The organism is Conexibacter sp. JCM 18997, assembly GCF_055391915.1.
Genome location: NZ_AP043885.1, coordinates 481,120 through 491,982 on the forward strand (window position 1 = coordinate 481,120; position 10,863 = coordinate 491,982).

The following is a 10,863-nucleotide window of genomic DNA, read 5'->3' on the forward strand; positions in this document are numbered from 1 at the left end:
TGTTGCTGTTTGATCGGACCGTTGCCGATCACCAGAGAGCCAATGTCCACGCATCTTCACCAGACGACTGAGCAGGACGCTCCGCTCGTCCTGTCGCCGCCCGAGTCGGTCTTCCACGACCTGTCGGCGACGCTCTCGAGCTTCGTGGCCGGGCTGGACCGCCCCGCGATCGTCTTCTGGAGCACCCAGATCCTCTGCTGGCTGCTCGTGGTGGCCGTCGCGATGGTCTGGGGCCTGGGCGGCTAGAACGGCAGCTCGACGACGGTCGCGCTCGCGCCGTCGTCACCGATCGTCACCGTCGTGCCCGGCTCGGCCTCGCGCCGGACCATGGCCAGCGCGATCGGGCCCAGCGTGGGGGACCGCACGATCGTGCCCACCCGGCCGACCTCGCGCTCGCCCAGGTGCAGCGCGTCGCCGGTGGCCACCGCGTCGCTGCTCAGCCGCAGACCGCGCAGGTGGCGGTTGGGCTTGCCCTTGTAGAACAGGCGGGCGACGGTCTCCTGGCCGACGTAGCACCCCTTGGTGAAGCTGACCGCGCGCTCGTTGAGGCCGGCCTCCTGGGGGATCGTCGTGTCGTCGATGTCGACGCCGAAGCGCGGACGCCCGGACTCCACGCGCACCAGCTCGGCGGCGGGCTCGCCCACCTCGACCGCGCCGGCCTGCACCAGGGCGGCGCGCACGGCCGGCGCGTCGGCGGCGTCGCAGATCACGTCGATGCCGTCGGCGGTGGCCACCAGCACCACGGCGGCGCCGCCGCGCATGGCCCGCATCGAGCTGTGCTCGGCCGAGGGCAGCTCCTCGGCGCCGGCCACCTCGCGGGCGCGCGGCCCGACCAGCGACAGCAGCGCGGACTCCAGCGTGCGCTTGTGCAGCTCGACGTCGAAGCCGATCTTGAAGCGGCGGATCATGTCGAACAACGCCTGCAGGGCCGAGCGCTCGGTGTCGAGCCACAGCTCATCGCCGAGATCGAGCACGCGCACGTCGCCCTGCATCTTGCCCTTGTGGGTCAGGAACGCCGCGTACAGGCCGGTGCCGGCCTCCAGCAGCGTGACGTCGTTGGTGACCTGGCCGTTGAGGAACTCCTTGGCCTGGCCGCCGGTCAGCGCGAGCTTGCCCCGCTCGGAGCGATCGACGAGGCCGCACGATTCGTGCACGGCCGTGGACTCATTTTCAGGCATGGCTAAACTTGTGCTCATGGACAGCGTGACCTCCGCCGTCGAAGACTACGCCAAGGCCATCTACGCCCTGGAGACGCGCACCAACGGCGGCGCCGTCTCGACGAACGCGATCGCCGAGCGGCTCGGCGTGACGGCGGCGTCCGCCTCGGCCATGGTCAAGAAGCTCGACGGCCTCGGGCTGGTCGAGCACGTGCCCTACAAGGGCGTGCAGCTGACGCCCGACGGAGCCAAGGTCGCGCTGGAGGTCATCCGCCACCATCGCCTGCTCGAGCTGTACCTGGCCGAGGACCTGGGCGTGCCCTGGGACCGCGTCCACGACGAGGCCGAGGTGCTCGAGCACGTCCTCTCCGAGGAGCTCGAGGAGCTGATCGCGGCCAAGCTCGGCGATCCGACGCACGACCCGCACGGCGACCCGATCCCCACGCGCGACCTGGTCATCGAAGAAGGGCCCCGGACCGCGCTGCAGGAGCTCGAGCCCGGCACCGCCGGCGTGTTCGTGCGCGTGTCCGACGCCGACCCGTCGATGCTGCGCTACCTGGCCGACCGGGGGATCTTCCCCGGCGCCCGCTTCGAGATCGTCGACAAGCAGCCGTTCGACGGCCCGCTGTTCGCCCGCTTCGGCGACGACGAGGCCGTGCACGTGCTCGGCGGCGACCTGGCCAAGGCGATGCGGGTGGAGATCGCGCCGTGAGCACCGCCGCCGAGGTCCCGGCCGAGGCGGCCGTCGAAGGGCCGGTCCAGGGACCCAGCGAGCTCGAGCAGATCCGGGCCCGCGGACGCGTGCGCGGCGTGCTGCCGATGCTCGGCCCGGCCTTCGTGGCCGCGGTTGCCTACGTCGATCCGGGCAACTTCGCCACGAACATCGCCGGCGGCGCGAAGTTCGGCTACCTGCTGCTGTGGGTGATCCTCGCCGCGAACCTGATGGCGATGCTGATCCAGTCGCTGTCGGCCAAGGTCGGCACCGCGACGGGGAAGAACCTGGCCGAGCTGTGTCGTGAGCGCTTCCCGCGGGCGGTGACGATCGGCCTGTGGATCCAGGCCGAGCTGATCGCCATGGCCACCGACCTGGCCGAGTTCATCGGCGCCGCGATCGCGCTGAACCTGCTGTTCGGCATTCCGCTCCTGCCCGCCGGCCTGATCACCGCGGTCGTGGCCTTCGCGATCCTCGCGCTGCAGTCGCGCGGCTACCGCCGCTTCGAGCTGGCCATCGCCGGGATGCTCGGCGTGATCCTGCTCGGCTTCCTGTACGACACGCTGCGCATCGGCTTCGACGCCGGCGAGGCGGCCAAGGGCTTCGTCCCGCACTTCGACGGCACCGACTCGATCCTGCTGGCCACCGGCATCCTGGGCGCCACGGTCATGCCGCACGTGATCTACCTGCACAGCGCGCTGACCAAGGACCGCATCGTGGCCCGCGACAACGCCGAGAAGCGCAAGATCCTGCGCTTCGGCCGGATCGACGTGCTGATCGCGCTGGGCATCGCCGGCCTGGTCAACATGTCGATGCTGATCGTCGCCGCATCGCTGTTCCACTCCAACGGGCTGACCGAGCTGGACACGATCGAGGGCGCCCACCAGGCGTTCACCGACCTGGTCGGCTCGCCCGCGGCGATCGCCTTCGCGCTGGCCCTGCTGGCCTCCGGCTTCGCCTCCTCCAGCGTGGGCACGTACGCCGGTCAGGTCGTCATGCAGGGCTTCATCAACCGCACGATCCCGCTGGCCCTGCGCCGGGCGATCACGATGGCCCCGGCGCTGATCGTGCTGGCCATCGGCGTGGACCCGACGCGGGCGCTGGTCCTCAGCCAGGTCGTGCTCAGCTTCGGCATCCCGTTCGCGTTGGTGCCCTTGGTGCTGCTGACCCGCAACCGCGACGTGATGGGCGAGTTCGTCAACCATCGCGCGACGACGATCATCGCCAGCGTCGTGGCCGGGCTGATCATCGCGCTGAACGGCTTCCTGCTCTACGACACGTTCCTCGGGTAGATACGCTTCCCGGGATGCCTCTCGCCGACGACTTCCAGGCCATCGTCGACTCGCTCGCGGACGACTGGTCCGACCTCGAGCTCGAGCTGCGGATCTTCGACGTCAGCCGCTACATCGAGACCGCGACGTACCTGGTCACCTGCAACGCGCAGCCGCTGAGCAAGGAGCGCTTCCACTGGCGTCTGCTGGTGGCCCATCGCTTCGGCCACGCGGCCGCCGCGCCGGTCGTGCACGGCACGCTCAAGCTGCTCGACAACGCCGAGATCGAGGGCGAGCTGGTGCTGCGCCAGCTGCGCGTCGGGCGCACCGAGGTCGTGCAGATGTGGGGCCGGCCCGAGTCGGTCCGCGAGGAGTTCAAGCACCTGCGCGCGCAGTAGCGCGCCCCGCGCCGTTGGGCACGGAGCGCGCCATCGCGCGCGATCAGTAGGTGAACGCCGTCTCGGCCGGGGACGACGTCGTCCCGGACGAGCGGTCGCTCGATCCCTGATCGCTGCCCTGGTCGCCGTCCTTCGGGCACGGCCCACGGTGCCCGCCGGCCCGGTCCGGCCGGTCGCCCTGTGGGGCGGCCTGCTCGGAGGGCTGCGTCTGCGCGGGCGCCGTCGTGGTCGACGATCCGTCGCTGCCCCCGGTGGCCGCGAACGCGGCCGGGACGGCGATCGCCACCGCGGCGAGGACCGTGGCCCCGACGACCGCCATGCGGCGACGCGGGTGGTGCTGCTGGTCTTCCTGGTCCATTGGCTGTCTCCCTTCGTCGGACCGCCATCGACCATGACGCGCCCTTCGTCGGGCGCGTGTAAGCGACCAGGCCGCGCTCTCAGCGGCCGCTCAGGTCAGTAGGAGCTGTCGGAGGGCATCTGCGCGTCGGCGTAGCGCGTGATGAACGCGTCGGCCACGTTGGGCGGCTCCTTGGTGATGCCGAACTTCGCCTCCCACCGCGACCACTGCTCGAGCACGTCGCGGTCCAGCCCGCCGGGCTGCCCGGTCGGTCCGGTGAACACGGGCGTGAGCACGTCGAGCTGGCGCATGATCTCCTCGCGGTTGGCCTCGGGCACCTCGGAGACGAGGTCCGACGCGCTGGACTCCGGATCGCGCAGGGTGAACGCGTAGCCGCGGCGCAGCGCATCGACGGTGGCGCGGACCAGGTCGGGGTCGTCCTGCGCCGTGGCCGACTGGGTGACGAGCACGAGCTCGGGATAGGCGGGCGCGCCGTAGTCGTTGACCCGGAACTCCTGGGTGTCGGGGCGTTTGTCCTTCAGCGCCAGGCCCTCGACGTTCCAGAAGGCGGTGGCGCCGGCGACCTTCTGGGCCAGCATCGCGGCGACCGCGTTGAAGCCGATCGTCGTCCGCTTGACCTGGGCCGGGTCGCCGCCGTCGCCCTGCACGATCGAGTCGAGCACGGCGTCGTCGGAGGGCAGGCCGGTGACGCCGACCCGCTGGCCCTCCAGATCGCGCGGGCGGGTGACGTCGGGCTGGGCCAGGACGGCGGCCAGCGGCAGCTGGGCGATGGACATCACGGCGACGATCTCGGCGCCCTTCTCGCGGGCCAGCGCCAGGTCGTGGATGTCCATCACGGCGAAGTCGGTCTTGCCCGCCGAGAGCAGCTTCACCGAGTCCGAGGAGGACGACGGCTGCTGCACCTTCAGCGTGACGCCCTCGGCCTCGTCGTAGCCCCGCGCGAGGGCCGAGTAGATGCCCGCGTGGATGGCGTTGGGCGTGAAGTCCAGCAGCAGCGTGGCCTCGGCGTCGGGGCTGGCGCCGCTGTCGTCGCCCCCGCATCCGATGGCGCACACCGAAAAGCAGAGGATCGTGACGAAAGTTGCAAGATGTCTCACTACTGGCAATGATGGCGACATGGGAGAGCGCGCGTGGACGTCCTATGTGTCCGAGTTTCTGGGGACCTTCTTCTTGGTCCTCTTCATTTGTCTGACGGCCTGTGTGACGACCGCCGGCATCGGCGACGGCCTGACGGCTGAGGCGCTCCTGATCATCGCTGGAGCGCACGTGATCGCGCTGGCGATCGGCATCTACGCGTTGGGCGGCATCTCGGGCGCGCACTTCAACCCGGCGGTCACCACGACCCTACTCGCGCTGCGCAAGATCAGCGGCGTCGACGCCGCCGTGTACATCGTCATGCAGGTGCTCGGCGCGATCGCCGCGGCCCTCGTGGTCAAGCTGCTCCTGGGCGACGTGGGCGACGCGGCCAACCTGGGCGCGCCCGGCCTGTCGGACATCGTCAACAGCGACTTCGCCGGCATCGTCGCCGAGGGCATCGGCGTGTTCGTCCTGCTCTGGGCGATCATGGCGATGGCCGTCAACCCGCGCGCCGAGAAGTCCTTCGCCGGCCTGATCATCGGCCTGGCGCTGGGCGTCGGCGTGCTCGGGATGGGCGCCCTGACCGGCGCGGCGCTGAACCCGGCCCGCGCCTTCGGCCCGGCGCTGATCTCCGGCGAGTTCGGCAGCGCCGGCACGTGGATCCTCGTCTACGTCCTTGGCCCGGTCATCGGCGGCGCGCTGGCCGGCTTCATCTACACCCACGTCGTCCTGGTCGAGCAGGAGCGCCGCTGGGGCGGGCGCCTGATCGACACCGACGTCCCGCCCGCCCAGGTGGTCGACGAGGTCGTCGCCGCCGAGCGCGGTCCCGGCGAGCGCCCGGTCGACAAGCTCAGCTGAGCGTCCGCGCGCCGTCCGCGCGGGCTCAACGGCGGGCAGCGAAGGCGCGCGTGCCGTCCGCGGCAACGCCCGCGTCAGCGAGGACCGACGCGTCCCCGCTCCCCCGGGTGGTCATTGTCGGATGGGCGTCGCATAGCGACGCTGAGCTGACATGAGCAGCCGTTTCGCCGGCGGGAGCGTCAGGTCTCGCGCGGGGGTGTACGGCGCGCAGCGACGGAGGGTGAGCCGTTGTCGGCGACGCCAGCCGTCGCGGGAAGTGGCACGTCGCCACTCTCCCGGGTGCTCGTTGTCCGCTCGAGCCCGGTATGCGGGTCGCGGAGGACAACGGCCGCCCGAAGAGGGGAACGGTGGCGGGCTGGCGCGTCGCCACTCTCCCGGGTGGTGATTGTCGGGTGGGCGTCGCATAGCGACGCTGACCTGACAATGGTGGGAGTGGGGAGTGGGAACGTGCCACTTCCCGCTCGCGTTGGCGGCGCGGGGAGGCACGCGCGTCTTCGCTGCCCGTCGTTGCCGTTTGCGCGTCAGGTGGTGTCGCGGTCGAGCCACTTGGGAACCGTTGGCGGCTCCCAGGCCTCGAGGGCGTCGAGCAGGGCGTTCGGCTCCGTGCCGGCCAGCAGCATCGAGCGGTGCTGGGCGGGGAGGAAGCGCTCGGTGACGGCGTGGTCGAGCAGCTCGATCAGCGGCTGCCAGTAGCCGGCCACGTCGAGCACCGCGCAGGGCTTGTCGTGGACCCCGAGCTGGGTCCAGGTCAGCGCCTCGACGAGCTCCTCGACCGTGCCGATGCCGCCGGGCAGCGCGATGAAGCCGTCGGCGCGCTCGGCCATCGCCAGCTTGCGCTCGTGCATCGTCTCGACGACGAGCAGCTCCGACAGCGCGCCGTGGCCGATCTCGCGCTCCATCAGCGTGCGCGGGATGATGCCCGTGACCTGGCCGCCCGCCGTCATCGCGGAGTCGGCGACGATCTTCATCAGGCCGACGTCGCCGCCGCCGTAGACGAGCCCGAGGCCCCGGTCGGCGATCGCCTGGCCGAGCGCGGCCGCCGCCTGCGCGTACTCCGGGCGGGCGCCCGGGCTGGAGCCGGCGTAGACGCAGATGCTGGTCAGCTGAGGCACGTCCCGCCAGGTTAGTGGGCGGTCCTCAGGCCGAGAGCAGCGCCTCACGGGTGCTGACCGAGCGCGCACGCGCCACGATTCGCACGCGATCGGCCCGGAACAGATCGTGGGAGTGCTCGAAGGCCACGCCGTCCGCGTCGCAGGCAATGCGCTCCACCGCCAGCAGCGGGCTGCCCCGGCGCACGCGCAGCGCCCGAGCCGCTTCGACGGGCGCCGCGACGACCTCGATCTGCTCGGTCGCCTCGGTGGCCTGGACCCCGTACTCGGCCTCCAGCAGGGCGTAGATCGAGCCGCTCAGCGGGCGATCGAGCAGGCCCGGGAAGCGGTCGGCGGGCAGCACCGCGCGCTCGAGCGAGATCGGCTCGCCGTCGGCCAGGCGCGTGCGCACGATGTCGACCACCGGCGTGCCCAGGGCCAGCCCGAGCGCGTCGGCGCCGGCCCGGTCGGCGGGCCGCGTCGCGGTCGACACCACGCGCGTGGCGCTGTCGAAGCCCTGGCGGTGCAGGTAGGCGGGCAGACCCGTGAGCGTGCGCAGATCGCGCTCGACGCGGCGCTCGGCCACGAACACGCCGCCCGTGCGCCCGCGCAGCCGGCGCACGCGCCCCTCGGCCTCCAGCGCATCCAGCGCCTCGCGCAGCGTCGTGCGGCTGACGCCGTGCGCGGCCGCCAGCTGGCGCTCGGCGCCCAGGCGCCCGCCCGGGGCCAGCGCGCCGCCGTCGATCTCGGCCAGCAGCCGCCCGTGAACCGCCCGCGCGCTCTCGCCGAGCGCGATGCTCACAGCAGGTCCATCGCCGCCGGCGCCTCGGGCAGCACCTGGCCGCCGTCGACCATCAGCGACTGCCCGGTCACGTACCCGGCCTCGTCGCTGGCGAAGAACAGACAGGCGTGGCCGATGTCGGCGACGTCGCCCAGGCGCTTCTGCGGGATCGAGGCGGTCATCGAGGCGATGTAGTCCTCGCCCATCTCGGCCAGGCCCTCGCTGGCGATGTTGCCCGGGAGCACGGCGTTGACCGTGATGCCCTTGGGCGCCAGCTCCATCGCCGCGGTGCGCATGAAGCCCAGCTGCGCCGCCTTCGTGGCGCCGTAGTGCGACCAGCCGGGGTAGCCCGTCACCGGTCCGGTGATCGACGAGGTCAGGATCACCCGGCCGTGCCCGCTGGCCTCCAGGGCCGGGAGGCAGTGGCGCACGGTGAGCATGCAGCCGCGCACGTTGACCGCGAAGATCTCGTCGATGTCGGTGGCGGTCATGTCGGCCAGCAGCTTGTCGGGGAACACGCCCGCGTTCGCGCACACGATGTCGATCGAGCCGAACAGCTCCACCGCCGTGGCGGCCAGCGCGGCGCACTCGGCCTCGACCGACACGTCGGCGGGGACGTAGCGGACGCTGCCCGCCAGGCCGGAGAGCTCCTCCTGGGCCGCCTCGCCGACGCGCTCGTCGCGGCCGCTGATGACGACGTTGGCGCCGGCGCCGGCCAGCACCTCGGCGATGCCCTTGCCGATGCCCTTGGTGGCGCCGGTGACGATCGCCGTGCGCCCGGTGATGGGGGTGAACATCTCTGCTTTCCAGCCTCTCTGGTTCAGGTGAAGCGCGACAGGTAGGACTCGGCCAGCGCGCAGGTCGCCGCGGTGAACGGGGCGCCGAGCTCGACGGCCTCGGGCGCGTGCTGGTGCGAGCCCACCCAGGCGACCAGCAGCAGCCGGCGCAGCAGCACGAACGTCTCCAGCTCGGCCTCGTCGGCGGCGGCCAGCGGCGCGACGGAGCGGTAGCCCTCGGCCCAGGCGGCGGCCAGCGCGGGCACGGCCGGATCGTCCTCGAAGAACGACACCGCGGTGGCGAAGTCGTACAGCCACCACGAGAAGCCGCAGTCGTCGAAGTCGATCACCCGCACCGCGCCGTCGTCCACGAGCAGGTTGGCCAGACGTAGGTCGGCGTGCACCAGCCCGAAGCGCTCGGACCCGGTGCCGAACGCGGCCAGCCGGGCGGCCAGCACCGCGTCCAGTCGCCCGAGCAGTGCCAGCTCCTCCGGGCCGACGCCCAGGCCGTCCTGCCAGCGTCCCCAGGCCGGGCGCGCGCCGAGCATCGTGTCGTGCTCCCAGCGTGGGCGGCGGAAGCCGTCCGGCGCAGCCCACGTCCGCGCATGCGCGTGCAGTGAGGCGGAGATCGCGCCAAGCAGCCGGAAGCCGCCGGTCAGGTCCTCGTCGGCCGAGGGCATCGCACCCTCCAGCCACTCGAACAGCACGACGTCGCGGCGCACGCCCGCGGCCCGCACCTCGACGACCCGATCACCCCCGCGGGCCGCGATCGCCTTGGGCGCGACGACGACCCCGTCGGCGTCCAGCGCGTCCATCCACCGCAGCTCGGAGGCGATCTCGCCGGCGTCGCGGTAGTCGGGGCGGTGCACGCGCAGCGCCGCGCGCAGGCCGGTCCCCGGATCGTCGAGCCGGTAGGTCCAGTTCTCCGAGACGTTGATCAGCTCGAGCTGCGCCTGGGGCGAGACGTCGTAGCGGGCCAGCGCGGCCTGGGCGATCGCGTCCGCGCTCATGCGGTGACCGCTACAGCGTCGGCGACCCGCTCGAGGATCGCGTCGACCAGCGCGTCGTCGACCAGCAGACCGGGCTTGAACTGCAGCACGCTGGGATCGAGTGTCGAGAAGATCGCCCACACCCCGCGCTCGTACAGCGCGCGCATCACGTCCTTGGCGCCCTCGGGTGTGCCGAACTCCAGGCCCATCACCAGCCCGTCCTGACGCACGCCGACGAACCAGTCGGGGTGATCGGCGCGGATGCGCCCGAGCCCCTCGGTGAAGCGCGCCGACGCGCGCTCGACGCCCGCGCGCACCTCGGGCCGGCGCGTGATCTCCAGCGCCTTGAGCGCCACCACGCAGCCCAGCTCGGCGCCGGCCACCGTCGACATGTGGGCGAAGCCGTCCTCCTCCATCCACTGCGTGCAACGGTCGCTGACGATCACCGCCGAGAGCGGATACAGCCCGCCGCCCAGGCCCTTGGCGGTGACGATCATGTCGGGCTGCACGTTGGTCTTGTGGATCGCCCACAGCTCGCCGGTGCGCATCAGGCCCGTCTGCACCTCGTCGGCGATGTACAGCGTGTCGTGCGCCTCGCACAGCGCCTTGACCGCGTCCAGGTAGCCGGGCGCGGGCAGCGGGAAGCCGTAGGTCGCGGGGATCGTCTCCATCAGCACCGCGGCGACGTCGTCGCCGGCCAGCGCCCCGGCCATCGCCTCCAGGTCGTTGAACGGCACGTGCACGAACTCGTCGGGCCGCTCGGACAGGAACAGCCGCGAGAAGCGCTCGTCGCCGGTGCACACGGCCAGGCCGGTGTGCCCGTGGTAGCCCTTGACGATCGAGACGATCTTGCGCCGCTGGGTGGTGTGGCGCGCGGTCTTCAGCGCCAGGTCGATCGCCTCGCCGCCGGCCGCGCCGTACAGCGCGCAGCGCATTCCCGGGCCGCCGGACTGCACGAGCACCTCGGCCAGCGCGGTGCGGGCGATCGACGGGAAGTGGTGGTTGCCCAGGTCGAAGCGCTCGGTGCCCTCGATCAGCGCGGCGATCAGCTCGGGGTGGCGGTGGCCGAGGTTGTAGGTCCCGCCGTTGAGGTGCACGTCGATCAGCTCGCGCCCCTCCATGTCCCACAGCCGGTAGCCGTCGCGGCGGTCGATCACCAGGTCGATCCCCGCTTCCGACCAGAAGCGGGTCTTGCCCGGGTTCCACGACTGCTCGGCGCGGCGCAGCAGGTCGTCCTTGGAGGCGAAGGTGGCGAAGCCGTAGTCGAACATGGCCTGGCGGAGCTTGTCGCCCGGGCGGGGCGCGATCCACGGCAAAAGGTCCAATTCGGTCCTGCCGCAGTGCAGCGAGGTGCACAACGGTCGCGTCCGCAACGTGTCGGACGTGCCGAAGAACGCC

At 71.9% G+C, this 10,863-nt stretch carries 13 protein-coding genes; 5 read left to right on the forward strand and 8 right to left on the reverse strand.

The features are described from left to right. Nucleotides 1-42: 42 nt before the first annotated feature. A complete protein-coding gene (locus tag ACZ5UI_RS02540) occupies nt 43-246 on the forward strand; it encodes a hypothetical protein (RefSeq protein ID WP_464193904.1) in 204 nt (67 codons plus the stop codon). Here ACZ5UI_RS02540 and ygfZ read toward each other — a convergent pair. Beyond that, nucleotides 243-1,154 (reverse strand): CAF17-like 4Fe-4S cluster assembly/insertion protein YgfZ, encoded by a 912-nt coding sequence (ygfZ, locus tag ACZ5UI_RS02545; RefSeq protein ID WP_464193906.1) that lies wholly within the window; start codon nt 1,152-1,154, stop codon nt 243-245. The genes ACZ5UI_RS02540 and ygfZ overlap by 4 nt on opposite strands. 40 nt (nt 1,155-1,194) lie before the next feature. On the opposite strand from ygfZ, the gene ACZ5UI_RS02550 reads away from it, so the two are divergent. The 3 genes from ACZ5UI_RS02550 to ACZ5UI_RS02560 are packed head-to-tail and all read left to right on the forward strand — an operon-like array spanning nt 1,195 to nt 3,538. After that, nucleotides 1,195-1,869 carry a metal-dependent transcriptional regulator gene (locus ACZ5UI_RS02550; RefSeq protein ID WP_464193908.1) on the forward strand — a complete coding sequence of 225 codons (675 nt, stop codon included), beginning with the start codon at nt 1,195-1,197 and terminating at the stop codon, nt 1,867-1,869. Beyond that, nucleotides 1,866-3,161 (forward strand): Nramp family divalent metal transporter, encoded by a 1,296-nt coding sequence (locus tag ACZ5UI_RS02555; protein WP_464193910.1) that lies wholly within the window; start codon nt 1,866-1,868, stop codon nt 3,159-3,161. The genes ACZ5UI_RS02550 and ACZ5UI_RS02555 overlap by 4 nt, the downstream gene beginning before the upstream one ends. A 14-nt stretch (nt 3,162-3,175) precedes the next feature. Next, nucleotides 3,176-3,538, forward strand: coding sequence for a hypothetical protein (locus ACZ5UI_RS02560; RefSeq protein ID WP_464193912.1), 363 nt, complete (start codon nt 3,176-3,178; stop codon nt 3,536-3,538). Nucleotides 3,539-3,581: 43 nt separating this feature from the next. Here the strand turns inward: ACZ5UI_RS02560 and ACZ5UI_RS02565 are convergent, their stop codons facing one another. Continuing rightward, nucleotides 3,582-3,896 carry a hypothetical protein gene (locus ACZ5UI_RS02565; protein WP_464193914.1) on the reverse strand — a complete coding sequence of 105 codons (315 nt, stop codon included), beginning with the start codon at nt 3,894-3,896 and terminating at the stop codon, nt 3,582-3,584. A gap of 95 nt (nt 3,897-3,991) precedes the next feature. Then, the gene (locus ACZ5UI_RS02570; protein ID WP_464193916.1) at nt 3,992-4,951 is read right to left on the reverse strand and encodes an ABC transporter substrate-binding protein; all 960 of its coding nucleotides are present in this window, start codon (nt 4,949-4,951) and stop codon (nt 3,992-3,994) included. A gap of 61 nt (nt 4,952-5,012) precedes the next feature. On the opposite strand from ACZ5UI_RS02570, the gene ACZ5UI_RS02575 reads away from it, so the two are divergent. Beyond that, on the forward strand, nt 5,013-5,831 hold the full coding sequence (locus ACZ5UI_RS02575; RefSeq protein WP_464193918.1) for an MIP/aquaporin family protein: 819 nt from the start codon (nt 5,013-5,015) through the stop codon (nt 5,829-5,831). A gap of 521 nt (nt 5,832-6,352) precedes the next feature. Here ACZ5UI_RS02575 and ACZ5UI_RS02580 read toward each other — a convergent pair. From ACZ5UI_RS02580 to ACZ5UI_RS02600, 5 genes are read right to left on the reverse strand one after another with little or no spacing between them, the layout of a single operon-like run. Beyond that, the gene (locus ACZ5UI_RS02580) at nt 6,353-6,934 is read right to left on the reverse strand and encodes an LOG family protein (RefSeq protein ID WP_464197743.1); all 582 of its coding nucleotides are present in this window, start codon (nt 6,932-6,934) and stop codon (nt 6,353-6,355) included. A gap of 34 nt (nt 6,935-6,968) precedes the next feature. Beyond that, complete coding sequence (locus ACZ5UI_RS02585) at nt 6,969-7,721, reverse strand: GntR family transcriptional regulator (protein WP_464193920.1); 753 nt, start codon at nt 7,719-7,721, stop codon at nt 6,969-6,971. After that, nucleotides 7,718-8,497 (reverse strand): 3-oxoacyl-ACP reductase FabG, encoded by a 780-nt coding sequence (gene fabG / locus ACZ5UI_RS02590; RefSeq protein WP_464193922.1) that lies wholly within the window; start codon nt 8,495-8,497, stop codon nt 7,718-7,720. The genes ACZ5UI_RS02585 and fabG overlap by 4 nt, the downstream gene beginning before the upstream one ends. A gap of 23 nt (nt 8,498-8,520) precedes the next feature. After that, nucleotides 8,521-9,486 carry a phosphotransferase enzyme family protein gene (locus ACZ5UI_RS02595; protein WP_464193924.1) on the reverse strand — a complete coding sequence of 322 codons (966 nt, stop codon included), beginning with the start codon at nt 9,484-9,486 and terminating at the stop codon, nt 8,521-8,523. After that, complete coding sequence (locus ACZ5UI_RS02600; RefSeq protein WP_464193926.1) at nt 9,483-10,736, reverse strand: class-III pyridoxal-phosphate-dependent aminotransferase; 1,254 nt, start codon at nt 10,734-10,736, stop codon at nt 9,483-9,485. Before ACZ5UI_RS02600 ends, ACZ5UI_RS02595 begins: the two co-directional genes overlap by 4 nt. Nucleotides 10,737-10,863 lie beyond the last annotated feature (127 nt).

Coding starts and splice junctions, on each gene's coding strand:
- ACZ5UI_RS02540 (WP_464193904.1), top strand. CDS start 43: ATGTCCACGCATCTTCACCAGACGACTGAGCAGGACGCTCCGCTCGTC.
- ACZ5UI_RS02550 (WP_464193908.1), top strand. CDS start 1,195: ATGGACAGCGTGACCTCCGCCGTCGAAGACTACGCCAAGGCCATCTAC.
- ACZ5UI_RS02560 (WP_464193912.1), top strand. CDS start 3,176: ATGCCTCTCGCCGACGACTTCCAGGCCATCGTCGACTCGCTCGCGGAC.
- ACZ5UI_RS02565 (WP_464193914.1), bottom strand. CDS start 3,896: ATGGACCAGGAAGACCAGCAGCACCACCCGCGTCGCCGCATGGCGGTC.
- ACZ5UI_RS02575 (WP_464193918.1), top strand. CDS start 5,013: ATGGGAGAGCGCGCGTGGACGTCCTATGTGTCCGAGTTTCTGGGGACC.
- fabG (WP_464193922.1), bottom strand. CDS start 8,497: ATGTTCACCCCCATCACCGGGCGCACGGCGATCGTCACCGGCGCCACC.
- ACZ5UI_RS02595 (WP_464193924.1), bottom strand. CDS start 9,486: ATGAGCGCGGACGCGATCGCCCAGGCCGCGCTGGCCCGCTACGACGTC.
- ACZ5UI_RS02600 (WP_464193926.1), bottom strand. CDS start 10,736: ATGTTCGACTACGGCTTCGCCACCTTCGCCTCCAAGGACGACCTGCTG.